Origin of the sequence: Sphingomonas sp. GCM10030256, assembly GCF_042666415.1 — a bacterium.
Classification (GTDB): Bacteria; Pseudomonadota; Alphaproteobacteria; order Sphingomonadales; family Sphingomonadaceae; genus Sphingomicrobium.
Window position 1 is genome coordinate 63,608 of record NZ_JBHTDI010000001.1, and the last position, 14,276, is coordinate 77,883.

Sequence of the window (14,276 nt, forward strand, 5' to 3'; positions counted from 1 at the left end):
TCAAGCCCAGCATGACGGAAACCGTTCCAGTCCCCACCCTGCCCGAAGCCCTCATCCTGATCGATTACTTCGGGATTGCCGTGTTTGCCGTCTCGGGCGCGCTGCTCGCGGCCGAGCGGCGGCAGACGCTGGTGACCTTTATCTTCTTCGCGGTGGTGACCGGAGTCGGCGGGGGCACGATTCGCGACCTGCTGATCGGCGCGCCGGTGTTCTGGATGCATACCAATTCGACCCTGCTGATCTGCTTTGCCGCGGCATTGCTGGTGTGGATCGCAAGCCGGCACCGCTTCGCCGGGCAAGCCCTGCTGTGGTTCGATGCCGCGGGGTTGGCAGCGTACGCCACCTATGGCGCGGCAAAGGCGCTCGGTTGGGGGGTCGCCCCCGTTCCGGCCTTCGCCATGGGCGCGATCACCGCCTGCGCCGGCGGGATCATCCGCGACGTGCTTGCGGGCGAGCCGTCGATCCTGATGCGGCCGGAGCTCTACGTCACGGCGGCAGCGCTCGCCGCGGGGCTGTTCGTGGCCCTGTCGCTGCTGGGAGTAAGCCTGCCGCTGGCGGCGCTGCTGGCGGCAGTGGCAGGGTTCGCCTTGCGCGGGCTGGCGATCGCGCGCGGGTGGTCGTTGCCCGCCTATCGGGATTGATGCCATGACGCCAGGCATGGACTCCGACTTCTACCGCATCCGCCGCCTGCCGCCCTACGTCTTCGCCGAAGTGAATGCGATGAAGGCGGCGGCAAGGGCCCGCGGCGAGGATATCGTCGATCTCGGCATGGGCAATCCCGACGGAGCGCCGCCCCCGCACGTCATTGCCAAGCTCGCTGAAGTGGCGGCCAAGCCGACCGCCCACCGCTATAGCGCCAGCCGCGGTATCTCGGGTCTGCGAAAGGCCCAGGCCGCTTATTACGAGCGCCGGTTCGGGGTCAGCCTTGATCCCGACAGCGAGGTGATCGTCACGCTGGGCAGCAAGGAAGGCCTCGCCAACCTGGCCCAGGCGATCACCGCTCCCGGTGACGTGGTGCTCGCCCCCAACCCGTCCTACCCCATCCACAGCTTCGGCTTCATCATCGCCGGGGCAGCCATCCGCTCGATCCCAGCGGCCCCCGGCGACGATTTCTTCGAAAGGCTGCGGCTGGCCATGCGCTACACTGTGCCGCGGCCCAAGGTGCTGGTCATCGGCTATCCCTCCAACCCGACCGCTTATGTCGCGGACAAGCCCTTCTACGAACGCCTCGTCGCCTTTGCCCGCGAGCAACAGCTGTGGATCATCTCCGACCTCGCTTATGCCGAAATCTACTTCGGCGAGGAGCCGACGCCGTCGATCCTCGCGGTCGAGGGCGCGAAGGAGGTGGCGGTCGAGTTTACCTCGATGTCCAAGACCTATTCGATGGCCGGCTGGCGGATCGGATTTGCTGTCGGCAACCCGACCCTGATCGCGGCGCTGGCGCGGGTGAAGTCCTATCTCGACTATGGCGCCTTCACGCCGGTCCAGGCGGCCGCCGTGGCGGCTCTCAACGGCCCGCAGGATTGTGTCGAGGCCAACCGCCAACTCTACAAGAAGCGACGCGACGTGATGGTCGGATGCTTCGGACGGGCGGGCTGGAACATTCCCGTGCCACAGGCAAGCATGTTCGCCTGGGCGCCCATCCCCGAAGCCTTCCGCCACCTCGGCAGCATGGAGTTTGCCAAGCGCCTCCTGACCGAGGCCCATGTCGCGGTGGCGCCGGGTGTAGGCTTCGGGGAGGAAGGCGAGGGCTTCGTCCGGCTCGCGCTGGTCGAGAATGAGCAACGCCTGAGGCAAGCCGCGAGGGGCGTGAAGAAAATGCTTGCCGGCGCTTAGCGGTAGGACATCATGTCCAATGGCCGGTGCTCGAAATCCGACCTACCTGCTGGCTTGAAAGCGAGGCTCCATGTCCCCCAACAAAGAGCAGGCCGCGGCCGAGTTCCGGCGCATGATCAAGTGGATCGCGCTCATCGGGGTGGTCGCGACCGGTTTGGCCATTCTCTATCTTGCGGCGACCGGCGACCTCCACCTGCACATGGTTATCGCCGTGATCGGCGGCGTGTTCCTGTCCGTGCTGCTGGGGTGCGGCTTATTTGCCGCCTCCTTCTTCAGCGACAAGAGCGGTCATGACCAAAGCGTTACCGACGCGACGAAGCGCAAGACTGACTAAGGCCCACCCCGGCGATTTGCGTCTGCCCGGCCCAGGCACCATGAGGGTGGCGGCATGCTCCCTACCCCCGAATCCGCCACCCAAGTCGCGCAGGTTGTCCAGCTGGCGGTCGCGCCGGTGTTCCTACTGGCCGGAGTCGGTGCTTTCCTCAACGTCTGCGCCTCTCGCCTGTCGCGGATCGTCGACCGATCGCGCAGGCTCGAACCCCAGATGCTGGACTCACGCGGTGCGGAGCATGACCGCTTGCTGCACGAGCTCCGCATCCTCGACCGGCGCATGGCGCTGGTCAGCCGTGCCATCTTCTCGTCCGTTCTCTCCGCGGTGCTGACCTGCGCGGTGGTTGTGCTGCTGTTCGCGGGCGGGCTGACCGGAGCCCATGTCGGCACCCCTATAGCCCTCCTGTTCATCGCCTCGATGGTGAGCCTGGCGTTCGGCTTCTCCATCTTCCTCGTCGAAACCCGCCTCGGCAGCCGCGCCGTGCGGATTCGCCCAGCGCTCCTCCAGCACGAGGTGGATGAAGTCGCAGGCGACTAGGCTCCGATCATCCGCTGCACGCTGGCCGGCCGGCCAACGTCGGCACCCGGTGTTTCAAAGGTTCGCCACCCACTGCCCTGCCGCAGGCCGGCGAGGAGCCCATATTGGGCCGGGTCTATCACGAGGAAGGCTTGGCCATCGTGCGCCCGGGTAACGATCACCCGCCCTTCCCGCACCAGCGGGGTGGCATTGTGGAGTGCGGCGCGGAAGCGGGCAACGTCCGGGCCGAGCATGGCGTTGAGGTCGACCAGCACCGGGCTCTCCTCGAACAACCCGCTTTCGACCGGAGTGCGGCCGATCATCCCAGACAAGGCCGACCAGTCTCCCGGCACTTCACTCATGAGGTTGAGATCGGGAGCAACGGCGTTCTCGGCAACGACGTCGTCGCCGCCGCAGGCCGCCAAGGCGGCGGAGAGGATCGGGAGCAGGCGGTTCATGCCAGCCCAACGCACACCGCCTCGACAGGAGCCACCCTCCTGCCTAGTGCATCAACCAACACCAACCATGGAGTTTCTTCGTGATCCACGCCAGCAGCCTGCTCGATCGTGTCCTGGTCCTCGAAATGGTGCGGGTCACCGAAGCGGCGGCGATCGCTGCGTCGAAGCTGATCGGGCGCGGCGATGAAAAGGCCGCGGATGCCGCCGCGGTCGAGGCGATGCGCGCGGCTCTGAACGAGCTGCCGATGGATGGCACCGTGGTGATCGGCGAAGGCGAGCGCGACGAAGCGCCAATGCTGTTCATCGGGGAAAAGGTCGGCACCGGCACCGGCCCGGGCATCGACATCGCGCTCGATCCGCTGGAAGGTACCACCATCACCGCGAAGGCCGGCCCGAACGCCCTTGCAGTGCTCGCGATCGCCGAGCAGGGCTGCCTGTTGAACGCGCCCGACGTGTACATGGACAAGCTGGCAATCGGGCCGGGCTATCCCGAAGGCACCATCGACCTTGCCCGCTCCCCGTCGGAGAACATCCGCTCGATCGCGGCGGCGAAGGGCGTCGAACCGAGCGAGATCATCGCCTGCGTCCTCGACCGACCCCGCCATGCCGAGCTGATCGCCGAACTGCGCTCGCTCGGCTGCGGAATCATGCTCATCCCCGACGGAGACGTCGCCGGCGTGATCGCGACGACCGATCCGGACACGACCGTCGACGTCTACATGGGGTCCGGTGGCGCTCCCGAGGGCGTTCTCGCGGCCGCGGCATTGCGCTGCGTCGGGGGACAAATCCAGGGGCGGCTGCTGTTCCGCAACGACGACGAGCGCGGCCGTGCCCGGCGCTGGGGCATCGAGGACCTCGACCGCATCTACACGCTGGAGGACATGGCCAAGGGCGATTGCATCTTCGCGGCCACCGGGGTCACCGATGGATCGCTGCTGGAGGGCGTGAAGCGCCGCAAGAGCTGCGTCACCACCGAGAGCATCGTCATGCGCGCCAGCTCTGGCACCGTGCGGCGGGTCAAGGGCGAACATCGCAAGAGCGTCGACGCGTGACCGAAGCGGCGGCGCCTGCTGCCGCCTTCGCCGGGACCGACCCCATCCCTGACGATGGGCTGCTTCCGGTCGAGCCGGGCTACCTCCATGTGCTTCGCGCAAGAACCCTCTTCGCCTGGCTGCCGCTGATCGTGGGGGCACTGATCCTCGACTCGACCCTTCTCGACGGGTCGCCATTCCACGGCTTGCCCAGCGTCGCCGTCCCGCTGCTGGCGCTGGCTGTCGTGCTGGTTGCGCCCGGGCGGGTGTGGGCCCGGCTCGGCTACCGCCTTGCGCCGACCCTGCTGCAGGTGGTGCGCGGCTGGCTGTTCCATGTCGATACCGTGGTGCCGTTCGTCCGCGTCCAGCATATCGACGTCAGCCGGGGGCCGCTCGACAAGATGTTCGGCACGTCAACGCTGGTCGTCCACACCGCCGGGACTCACAACAGCATCGTTACGCTGCCCGGCCTGTCACCCGACCGCGCCGCCGAGATCCGGGAGATCATTCGCGGCCAGATTCGCTCCGACTTTGATGATCGCTGAACCGCACAGTCCCGACGTCGCTCCGGTCGAGCGGCTTCACCCCTTCTTCCTGTTGACCGGGCTTGGCCGCAGCCTTCGCCAGGTCGCGGGCGGATACGCCGGCATCGCCTATCTCGCCGCAACCGGCCGGATCAGCACCGCGGTCCTGGTCGGCATTGCGCTGTTCGCCTTCTTGGGCGTGAGCCTTTTCCTCTACTGGCGCCGCTTCTCGTTCCGCGTCGGAGCGCACGAACTCCGGATCGACAGCGGCATCCTCAACCGCACCCACCGCTCGATCCCGTTCGACCGGGTTCAGGACGTCGACATCAGCCAGGGTCCGGTCGCCCGTCTGCTCGGCCTGGCGCAGGTGAAGTTCGAAACCGGCGGGTCGGCCGCGGCAAGTAGCGATGACGGAGTCCTCCCCGCCATCGCGCTCGCCCGTGCCCAGGATCTTCGCGAATATGTCCGCTCCCGCCGCGGCGCTGCGGCGGTGCCGAGTGCCGAGGTTTCCAACTTCGGGCCCCTGTTCTCGATGAGCCTGCCGCGGGTCCTGCTGTCCGGCATGTTCGGCTTCAGCCTGGCGATCTTCGCCGGCCTTTTCGGGGCATCGCAGACGCTGGGCGACGTGATCGGCTTCGATCCGCTGGAACCGAGCTTCTGGCGCGACTTGTTCACGGGCAGCCCCGTTGCCGCCTTCGTCATGGGTCACCAGGTCGCGGCGGCGATCGGTGGCCTGCTGGTGCTGGTCCTGGCCGGGTTTGCCACCGGGATCGTCCGCAGCCTGCTGCGCGATTACCGCTTCCGGCTGGAGCGGACCGGAACCGGCCTGCGCCGCCGCCGCGGGCTCCTGACCATCACCGACGTGACCCTGCCGCTCCGGCGGGTGCAGGCCGCGCTGATCCGCTCCGGTCCGGTCCGCAGTCGCTTCGGCTGGAGCGAGCTGAGGCTCCAGAGCCTTGCCCGCGACGAGGAGAGCAAGGGCGATCACGTGGTCGCCCCGCTGGCCCGTCCGTCCGAAGTACAGGCGGTCCTCGATGAGCTCGGTTGGCCGGACAACTCCCCCGCCTGGGAGCGGCTGCCCTTTGCCCATGTCACCAGCTTCGCGCTGCTGGCGCTGCCCTTGCTGGTGGCGGGATTGTTGTGGCTGCTCCTGTTCCTGTGGGCGGCAGCGCTTGCCGGAAGCAGCCCCGACTGGCGGTTCGACGATCAGCCGGCCGCCGCGGTCGTGCTTGGCCCAGCCCTCCTCTATCCCGTGCTCGTGACCATGCGCTGGCTATCATGGAAGCGGGAGGCCTTTTCCCTGTCCGGCGAACACCTGCTGGTTCGTTCCGGCTGGTGGCGACGGCGCACTGTCGTTCTTCCGCTCGCCAACGTGCAAAGCATCGACCTCACGGAGAACGCCCTTGGCCGGAAGTTCGGTATTGCCGCCCTGGTCATCGGGGTGGCTGGCGGCAGCGGCTTTGCCGGCCACCGCATCCCCGCCCTTTGCCGCAAAAGGGCAGACGAAGTCCGCGCCGAACTGCTATCGCGTTTCGCATGAGTATAGCGTTGGGGGTGGAACGATCCGTCACGGGGCAGCCGTGGCGCTGGCGGCGAGCGCAGGAGGGCGAGCTTGGCCGTGACGCGCTGGTCGACGAGCTGCTCCTCGGCCGCGGGATCGCGCGCGAGGATCTCGCCCGCCATCGGGCCCCGACCATTCGTGACTTCCTGCCCGACCCGTCCTCCTTCCGCGACATGGACAAAGCCGCCGCACGTCTCGCCGGTGCGGTGAAGGCGGGCGAGAGCATCGCCATCTTCGGCGACTATGACGTCGACGGCGCGACCAGCTCGGCCTTGTTGGTGCTGTTGCTGCGGCGGTTGGGGGTTGAGCCGATCGTCTACATCCCGGACCGCCTGATGGAGGGCTACGGCCCGTCCGGCCCGGCGCTGCTCGCCCTCCAGGACGCGGGCGCCAAGCTGGTGGTTACGGTCGATTGCGGGGCGCAGGCCTTCGATGCGCTGGAGGCGGCCCATCGCGCGGGGCTCGAGGTGATCGTCGTCGACCATCACCAGTGCGCCGCCGCCTTGCCGCTGTGCCACGCGCTGGTGAACCCCAACCGGCTGGACGAGGAAGCGATCGGGGCCGCTCACGGCCACGTCGCCGCCGTCGGCATGGCCTTTCTGCTCGGCGTGGCCCTGCTTCGCGAGCTGCGGCGCCGAGGGTATTTCAACCCCTCCCATCCTGAGCCCAAAATCATCGACCTGCTCGATCTAGTCGCGCTCGGGACGGTGGCAGACGTCGCCCGCCTGCAGTCGCTCAATCGCGCCTTCGTCACCCAAGGGCTGAAGGTGATGGCGACGCGGCAGAATGTCGGTTTGGTCGCGCTCGCCGAAGCTGCGCGGCTGGTGAAGAACCCCTCGTGCCGCGACCTGGGCTTCGCACTCGGACCCCGGATCAATGCCGGCGGGCGGGTTGGCAAGTCGGACCTCGGCGTCCGCCTGCTCACCACCACGTGCCCCGAGGAAGCGCGGACCCTCGCCGCGCAACTGGACCGCCTCAACGAGGAACGCCGCGCGATTGAGATGCTGGTGCTCGAAGCCGCCACGGATCAGGCCGAGCAGCAGGGGGACGTTCCCCTGATCCTGGTTTCGGCGCCGGGCTGGCATCCGGGCGTGATCGGCATCGTGGCCGGCCGCCTCAAGGAACGGTTCGGCCGCCCGGCGATCGTGATCGCCGAAGACGAGGACGGCACCGGCAAGGGCTCCGGCCGCTCGATCAGCGGAGTCGACCTCGGCGCGGCCGTGCTCGCGGCCAAGGACAGCGGCCTCCTCCGCGCCGGCGGAGGGCATGCGATGGCGGCGGGCCTGACCGTCGGGCCGGGCGGTATTCCGGCCTTGCGCAACTTCCTTCATGAGCGGCTGGCCGCGGACGTGGAGCAGGCGCGGCAGGGCCGCTCGCTCTTGCTGGACACAATGTGCGCCCCCCGAGGAGTCGCCGCCGGGCTGTGCGATGCGCTCGACGCGGCGGGCCCCTATGGCGCCGGGTGGCCCTCCCCCCGCGTCGTGTCCGGGCCGGCGCGCCTGATCAAGACCGGGGTGGTCGGCAACGGCCATGTCCGCGGTCTCGCCTGCGGCGACGACGGCGCCAGCTTCAAGTGGATCGCGTTCCGCGCCGCCGACACGCCGCTCGGGCAGACCCTCCTCGCGGCGGGCAGCGACCGCCGCTTCTGGCTCGCCGGATCGATCAAGCGCGACGAGTGGAACGGCGGGGACCGGGCCGAGATGCACCTCGACGATGCGGCATTTGCCTAGGGGCTCGCTTGACCCCCGCAAAACCCTCGCCTAAGCGCGTCCCCTCCTCCGATGGCCCCTTCGTCTAGCGGTTAGGACGCGGCCCTTTCACGGCTGAAACACGGGTTCGATTCCCGTAGGGGTCACCAGGCGATCAGCGAACTGCCCGGGAGCAGTTTGCCGCCTGATGATAGGGCAGCCATGCTGCGGGGCGAGCACTAGGACGCCGAGGAGAGCAATGCAGAGCTTGCGATCGCCTGTGCCTTCCGCAAGATCACCTTCTCGGCACCCCTTCGCCGATCGGCACTCGTCATTGGCCTCTCGCAACGTCGCCCTACAGCAGCCAAAGCCCAACCATGCGGTTGACCCCTCAGCTCGTAGAAGCAAGCTTGTGGCTGCTTCAGGACCAATCTCAGTTGGGCTTCCGTTCAGCAACGCTGGGTTCCCTGGGACCCAGTTTGTTCAGGAGGGCGGCGCCTGCTTCGTGCCTCTTGAGTGAATATCGGCTCGAACGATAAGTGCGACCACGCCAAGCATTGGAAACAGGAGTTCGGGAGCGATGCTAGGCTCCCCGCGCCAAACAATGTGGGCGAAGATCATTGAAGCGATTGCCAGCAGGTCACCGTTCGCCGATCGGTTTTGCGGAGCACGCGATCTTTTCGATCGCTCTCCCGGTTCACGGCGCTGATCTGCGCTCTCAGCAAAGCGTGCGTTAGCTTGCGGCGTTCGCAGTCCGCTGCATTCTCGGCATCAAGCTCGTTTGCGGGAATGTGCGCACGAACAAGCTCAACGCCTAGGTCAGTCGCTTCGATTGGAACAGGTTTGATCTGTCGTTCCGACTGGCGGCATCGCGAGATCGACAAATTGAGCCTGTATCAAGTTGTGAGGGATGTCCCGGAACCTGCCGGCTCCATCGGCGAAGACCTCGGCCCAAGGCGCGCCATTTCGCCGGAGTAAGGCGGAAAGCTGCGGTGCACCGAACGTCCCGTAATCTCTAAAGACCCGCTTCAAGATGTCTTGCGCAATCGGGTCCAAATTGGACGAAGCGGGTTCCACGGGGTCAGACATCGGCAGCCCGGGGTAGAGTTCCGCAACAGTTACCTGCCGCTCGACCGGAGCAGTTCCGTATCGAGCAAGTGCATCTGCCAGGCGCCGGTAAACGGGACCATAGCTCCAGGCTTCCGGGCGATCGCCGGTCAGCGGCTCCCCGGTGATTGCAAGGCACCACAGCCGTGGGCGATGTACACCAGAGCCTGTAGCTGCATCTGATCCAGCCTGCGGCCCTCTTTTGCAGCCAACAGGATAAAGTCGTTGGCAATTTCCGGCGACCACGTCGACATACCCGAGTCCTTGTAGAACCCGAGGTAAACATATCTCGAACATAGCGGGAACCATGTTTGGCTCCACAGTAAATGAACTTACTCCAGTGCGGATTCGTCTGGATCGCGGCAGGGGAAGCTCTACGTCATCCCGATGAGCGACCGCGGAACGGACCTGATCGTCGGGGTTGGCTGCCTGATCCTGGCCCTGCTGCTGATCCTCCGCATCGGCCGAGCCTTGCGCACCGGGGAAGTCCCGCTCTACCGCACCCGGGTGACGCGCGCCGAGGCTGGCGACGCTCGCTTCTTCACGCTGGTCGGGCTGAATGCGGCGGCGTTCGTGGCGATGTTCGTGATCGCCGCCGACCTGATCTTCGGGCTTGGCCTGCGGCCACGGTAGATGCTCCCAGCTCGTTCGTCCCGAGCGCAGTCGAGTGATCCTGCCGAGGGCTCGACACAAACGGACGTGGGTTTTCGAGCACGCGGGAAGAGTTTAGGGCCTCACCCATGCCCACCGACAAGCACGACGCCTGGAAAGCCCTCGCCGCCAAGGAAGCTCGCGGCGCCGACCTCAGCCGCACTACGCCCGAGGGCATCACCCTCAAGACCGTCTACGGCCCCAACGACGCCGCCGGGATCGACAGCGGTTATCCCGGCGTCACGCCCTACACCCGCGGACCCTATGCGACGATGTACGCGGGCCGCCCGTGGACGATCCGGCAATATGCCGGCTTCTCGACGGCGGAGGAGAGCAACGCCTTCTACCGCCGCAACCTCGCCGCCGGGCAGAAGGGGCTGAGCGTCGCCTTCGATCTCGCCACCCACCGCGGCTACGACAGCGACCATCCGCGCGTCGCCGGCGACGTCGGCAAGGCGGGTGTGGCGATCGACAGTGTCGAGGACATGAAGCTGCTGTTCGACGGCATCCCGCTCGGCGAGATGTCAGTCTCCATGACCATGAACGGGGCGGTGCTGCCCATCATGGCCTTCTACATCGTCGCCGGCGAGGAGCAGGGCGTGCCGCGCGACAAGCTCAGCGGCACGATCCAGAACGACATCCTCAAAGAGTTCGCGGTCCGCAACACCTACATCTACCCGCCCGAACCCTCGATGCGGATTGTCAGCGACATCATCGCTTTCACCTCCGCCGAGATGCCGAAGTTCAACAGCATCTCGATCTCCGGCTACCACATGCACGAGGCCGGGGCGACGGCGGTGCAGGAGCTCGCCTACACGCTGGCCGACGGCATGGAATATGTTCGCGCCGCGGTGAACAGCGGGCTCGACATTGACGCCTTCGCACCGCGCCTCAGCTTCTTCTGGGGCATCGGCATGAACCTGTTCATGGAGGTCGCCAAGATGCGGGCCGCCCGGACGCTGTGGGGCAGGATCATGACCGATCTCGGCGCTAGGTCCGAGAAGTCGAAGCTGCTGCGGACGCATTGCCAGACCAGCGGCGTCTCGCTGACCGAGCAGGACCCGTACAACAACATCATCCGCACCACGATCGAGGCGCTGGCGGCGGTGCTCGGCGGCACGCAGTCGCTGCACACCAACAGCTTCGACGAAGCGATCGCGCTGCCGACGGATTTCTCGGCGCGGATCGCCCGCAACACGCAGCTGATCCTGGCGGAAGAGAGCGGCGTCACGGCTGTGGCTGATCCGCTCGGCGGCAGCTATTACGTCGAGCGTCTGACCCGTGATCTCGAAGAGCGGGCCTGGGCGCTGATCCAGGAAGTCGAGGCTCATGGCGGCATGACCAAGGCGGTGGCCGAGGGCTTGCCTAAGAAAAGGATCGAGGAAGCAGCGGCGGAACGTGCGGCCAAGGTCGATACAGGCGAGACGGTGATCGTCGGAGTTAACCGCTATCGGCTGCCGGAGGAGGCGCACCTCGACATTCTCGAGGTGGATAATGCGAAGGTGCGCGCTGGGCAGATCGCTCGGTTGGAGCAGGTTCGCGCGGGCCGCGACGATGTGCAGGTGCGGTCCGCATTGGACGCTTTGGAGCAAGGCGCTCGTGGTGGCGGAAACCTATTGGCTCTTGCCGTCGAAGCTGCCCGCGCCCGCGCCACGCTTGGCGAAATCTCCGACGCCCTCGAACGCGCATTCGGCCGCTACGCCACCAAGCCCGAGCCGGTCACCGGCATCTACGGCCGGCGCTCCGACGCCCGCTGGGCTGGTGCCAAGCAGGGCACCGAGGCCGTCACTTCCCGCCTCGGCCGCAAGCCTCGCATCCTTGTCGCAAAGATGGGCCAGGACGGTCACGACCGCGGCGCAAACCTGGTGTCCAGCGCATTCGGCGACCTCGGCTTCGAGGTCATCGCCGGCCCGCTGTTCCAGACCCCGCGCGAGGCGGCCGAACTGGCCGTCGGCAGCGACGTCGACGTGGTCGGCGCCTCCTCCCTCGCGGCCGGGCACAAGACGTTGATCCCCGAGTTGATCGATGCACTGAAGGAGATGGGCCGCGCCGACATCAAGGTCGTCGCCGGCGGAGTCATCCCGCCGCAGGACTATCCGATGCTCCGCGCCGCGGGCGTCCAGGCGATCTTCGGGCCGGGCACGAACCTCGCGGATGCCGCGGACGAGGTGCTGCGCCTGCTCGGCCATAACAAGCCGCCGCTTAACGAAGCCGCTGAGTGAGGGTTGCAACCTTCATAGCGCTGTCCCTCGCCTATGCAGTGGCGGCCTTTTTCCTCATCCAGATGTACGCGCTTCGATGCGGCGTTGGCTTCGCGGACGAACGTTGCGTCCGACCGGTGGAAGCACGATGGCCCTATGTGCTTGGCGGGCTGATCATCCTCTATGCCGCCTGCAGCTTGCTGTTCTGGCGGCGCGGACGAAGATCCTGACAGGGTGAACTTGTTTCAGGATCGATTTTCGGGAAGTGCAGTGCCGGTCGCGAGATAGCCGCTGAAGCAAGCTCCGTGGGACGATTGAGAGTGTGTCGATGTTCAAGAAGATTCTGATCGCCAATCGCGGGGAAATCGCCTGCCGCGTAATCCGCACGGCGAAGCGCATGGGCATCAAGACTGTTGCCGTCTATTCCGACGCCGACACCCGCGCGCCGCATGTGCGCATGGCGGACGAGAGCGTAAGGCTGGGGCCCGCACCGGCCGCGCAGTCCTATCTCAATGCCGAGCTTATCCTCGATGCGGTGCGCGCGACGGGCGCGGAGGCGGTGCATCCGGGCTATGGCTTCCTGTCGGAGCGGGAGAGCTTCGCGCGGGCTTTGGCTGAGGCGGGCGTCGCCTTCATCGGCCCGCCGCCGAACGCCATCGCGGCGATGGGCGACAAGATCGAATCCAAGAAGCTGGCGCGCGATGCGGGCGTCAACGTCGTCCCCGGCTACCTCGGCGACATCGCGACCACCGACGAAGCGGTGAAGATCGCGGCCGACATCGGCTTTCCGGTGATGATGAAGGCTTCGGCCGGCGGCGGCGGCAAGGGGATGCGGCTGGCCTACAGCGAGCAGGACGTGCGCGAGGGTTTCGAGGCAACCAAGCGCGAGGGCCTCGCCAGCTTCGGCGATGACCGCGTGTTCATCGAGAAGTTCATCGAGGACCCGCGCCACATCGAGATCCAGGTGCTGGGCGACCAGCACGGCAACATCCTCTACCTGGGCGAGCGCGAATGCTCGATCCAGCGCCGCCACCAGAAGGTGGTCGAGGAAGCGCCTTCGCCCTTCGTCACGCCCGAGATGCGCAAGGCGATGGGCGAGCAGGCGGTCGCCTTGGCGCGCGCGGTTGGCTATTTCTCCGCGGGCACGGTGGAGCTGATCGTCTCGGGCGCCGACCCGACGGGCAAGAGCTTCTACTTCCTGGAAATGAACACCCGCCTGCAGGTGGAGCATCCAGTCACCGAGGAAGTCACGGGGCTGGACCTGGTCGAGCAGATGATCCGAGTGGCAGCTGGTGAGAAGCTCGCTTTCACTCAGGACGATATCAAGCTGAACGGCTGGGCTATCGAGAACCGCGTCTATGCGGAAGACCCCTACCGGGGCTTCCTGCCGAGCACGGGCCGCCTTGTCCGCTACCAGCCGAGCACGCCAACCCGCTCCGACGATCACGTCGTCCGCGTTGACGACGGCGTGTTCGAAGGCGGCGAAGTCTCCATGTTCTACGACCCGATGATCGCCAAGCTGATCACCTGGGCCCCCACCCGCGAGGCTGCGATCGATGCTCAGATCGAGGCGCTCGACGCCTTCGATATCCAGGGCATCGGCCACAACGTCGATTTCCTCTCCGCGCTGATGCAGCACCCCCGCTTCCGCGAGGGCAACATCACTACCGGCTTCATTGCCGAGGAATATCCCGACGGCTTCCAGGGGGCGCCCACCGACGAGCAGCTCACCGCCGACCTCGCCGCCATCGCAGCCCTCATCGCGACCACGCATGAAAGCCGGGCCGTGATGATCGACGGGCAGCTCGGCGGTCATATCCGGGTCAACGAAGACCACATCGTTCGCCTCGACGGCGGCGCCGAGCATCGCGTCCATTTCGAGCTCGACCGGGTGGTCGTCGACGGTGCCGAGCCGCAGCGCTTCGACGCCGACTACCAGCTCGGCCAGCGGCTCGTCCGCGCCCGCATCGGCAACCGTAACCGCACGGTCCTTGTGGCGAAAAACGGCCGTTCGTGGAACATGACCACGCGCGGCGCAAAGCACCGGGTGACGGTCATGACCCCGCTGGTCGCGGAGCTTGCGCGGCACATGATCGAAAAGGTCCCGCCCGACCTTTCCAAGTTCCTGATCGCTCCGATGCCCGGCTTGCTGACCCGGCTGGACGTCAAGGCCGGAGACAAGGTCGAGGCCGGCCAGCCGGTCGCCGTCGTCGAAGCGATGAAGATGGAGAATATCCTGCGGGCCGAGAAGAGCGCGGTGGTGAAGGCCACCCCGGTCGGTGCGGGCGAAAGTCTCGCGGTGGACCAGGTGATCGTCGAGTTCGAATAGTGCTTCCCGCCAAGTACTATTCAGTTCGTCGTATCCCCCGACT

15 protein-coding genes and 1 tRNA gene are annotated in these 14,276 nt (G+C 66.6%); 13 read left to right on the forward strand and 3 right to left on the reverse strand.

The window, feature by feature from the left end:
- The first annotated feature begins 11 nt into the window (after positions 1-11).
- The 4 genes from ACFQPG_RS00330 to ACFQPG_RS00345 all read left to right on the forward strand — a co-directional run bounded on the left by ACFQPG_RS00330 (position 12) and on the right by ACFQPG_RS00345 (position 2,704).
- Entirely contained in the window at positions 12-641 is a 630-nt protein-coding gene (locus tag ACFQPG_RS00330; RefSeq protein ID WP_380809325.1) for a trimeric intracellular cation channel family protein, read from the forward strand.
- A 16-nt stretch (positions 642-657) separates the two neighbouring features.
- Positions 658-1,836, forward strand: coding sequence for an LL-diaminopimelate aminotransferase (locus tag ACFQPG_RS00335; RefSeq protein WP_380809326.1), 1,179 nt, complete (start codon positions 658-660; stop codon positions 1,834-1,836).
- Between the two features lie 70 nt (positions 1,837-1,906).
- On the forward strand, positions 1,907-2,170 hold the full coding sequence (locus ACFQPG_RS00340) for a hypothetical protein (RefSeq protein ID WP_380809328.1): 264 nt from the start codon (positions 1,907-1,909) through the stop codon (positions 2,168-2,170).
- A 54-nt stretch (positions 2,171-2,224) separates the two neighbouring features.
- On the forward strand, positions 2,225-2,704 hold the full coding sequence (locus ACFQPG_RS00345) for a DUF2721 domain-containing protein (protein ID WP_380809330.1): 480 nt from the start codon (positions 2,225-2,227) through the stop codon (positions 2,702-2,704).
- Here ACFQPG_RS00345 and ACFQPG_RS00350 read toward each other — a convergent pair.
- The gene (locus ACFQPG_RS00350; protein ID WP_380809332.1) at positions 2,701-3,141 is read right to left on the reverse strand and encodes a hypothetical protein; all 441 of its coding nucleotides are present in this window, start codon (positions 3,139-3,141) and stop codon (positions 2,701-2,703) included. The genes ACFQPG_RS00345 and ACFQPG_RS00350 overlap by 4 nt on opposite strands.
- Before the next feature lie 80 nt (positions 3,142-3,221).
- On the opposite strand from ACFQPG_RS00350, the gene glpX reads away from it, so the two are divergent.
- From glpX to ACFQPG_RS00375, 5 genes are all read left to right on the forward strand, one after another.
- On the forward strand, positions 3,222-4,193 hold the full coding sequence (gene glpX / locus ACFQPG_RS00355) for a class II fructose-bisphosphatase (RefSeq protein ID WP_380809333.1): 972 nt from the start codon (positions 3,222-3,224) through the stop codon (positions 4,191-4,193).
- On the forward strand, positions 4,190-4,717 hold the full coding sequence (locus ACFQPG_RS00360; RefSeq protein ID WP_380809335.1) for a PH domain-containing protein: 528 nt from the start codon (positions 4,190-4,192) through the stop codon (positions 4,715-4,717). The genes glpX and ACFQPG_RS00360 overlap by 4 nt, the downstream gene beginning before the upstream one ends.
- Complete coding sequence (locus ACFQPG_RS00365) at positions 4,707-6,236, forward strand: PH domain-containing protein (protein WP_380809336.1); 1,530 nt, start codon at positions 4,707-4,709, stop codon at positions 6,234-6,236. Before ACFQPG_RS00360 ends, ACFQPG_RS00365 begins: the two co-directional genes overlap by 11 nt.
- Positions 6,233-7,987 carry a single-stranded-DNA-specific exonuclease RecJ gene (recJ, locus tag ACFQPG_RS00370; protein ID WP_380809337.1) on the forward strand — a complete coding sequence of 585 codons (1,755 nt, stop codon included), beginning with the start codon at positions 6,233-6,235 and terminating at the stop codon, positions 7,985-7,987. Before ACFQPG_RS00365 ends, recJ begins: the two co-directional genes overlap by 4 nt.
- Before the next feature lie 53 nt (positions 7,988-8,040).
- Positions 8,041-8,115, forward strand: a tRNA-Glu gene (locus tag ACFQPG_RS00375).
- Positions 8,116-8,764: 649 nt separating this feature from the next.
- Here the strand turns inward: ACFQPG_RS00375 and ACFQPG_RS00380 are convergent.
- Entirely contained in the window at positions 8,765-9,196 is a 432-nt protein-coding gene (locus tag ACFQPG_RS00380) for a Panacea domain-containing protein (protein WP_380811647.1), read from the reverse strand.
- Positions 9,163-9,306 carry a hypothetical protein gene (locus ACFQPG_RS00385; protein ID WP_380811754.1) on the reverse strand — a complete coding sequence of 48 codons (144 nt, stop codon included), beginning with the start codon at positions 9,304-9,306 and terminating at the stop codon, positions 9,163-9,165. The genes ACFQPG_RS00380 and ACFQPG_RS00385 overlap by 34 nt, the downstream gene beginning before the upstream one ends.
- Positions 9,307-9,439: 133 nt before the next feature.
- Here ACFQPG_RS00385 and ACFQPG_RS00390 point away from each other — a divergent pair, with 133 nt between their 5' ends.
- The 4 genes from ACFQPG_RS00390 (at position 9,440) to ACFQPG_RS00405 (ending at position 14,233) form a co-directional block, all read left to right on the forward strand.
- Positions 9,440-9,685: a hypothetical protein gene (locus ACFQPG_RS00390; RefSeq protein ID WP_380809339.1), complete on the forward strand. Its 246-nt coding sequence runs from the start codon at positions 9,440-9,442 to the stop codon at positions 9,683-9,685.
- A 107-nt stretch (positions 9,686-9,792) separates the two neighbouring features.
- Positions 9,793-11,925, forward strand: coding sequence for a methylmalonyl-CoA mutase (gene scpA, locus ACFQPG_RS00395; protein WP_380809341.1), 2,133 nt, complete (start codon positions 9,793-9,795; stop codon positions 11,923-11,925).
- Positions 11,922-12,134 carry a hypothetical protein gene (locus tag ACFQPG_RS00400; protein WP_380809343.1) on the forward strand — a complete coding sequence of 71 codons (213 nt, stop codon included), beginning with the start codon at positions 11,922-11,924 and terminating at the stop codon, positions 12,132-12,134. Before scpA ends, ACFQPG_RS00400 begins: the two co-directional genes overlap by 4 nt.
- A 98-nt stretch (positions 12,135-12,232) precedes the next feature.
- Positions 12,233-14,233, forward strand: a complete 2,001-nt coding sequence (locus tag ACFQPG_RS00405) for an acetyl-CoA carboxylase biotin carboxylase subunit (RefSeq protein WP_380809344.1) — start codon at positions 12,233-12,235, stop codon at positions 14,231-14,233.
- Positions 14,234-14,276 lie beyond the last annotated feature (43 nt).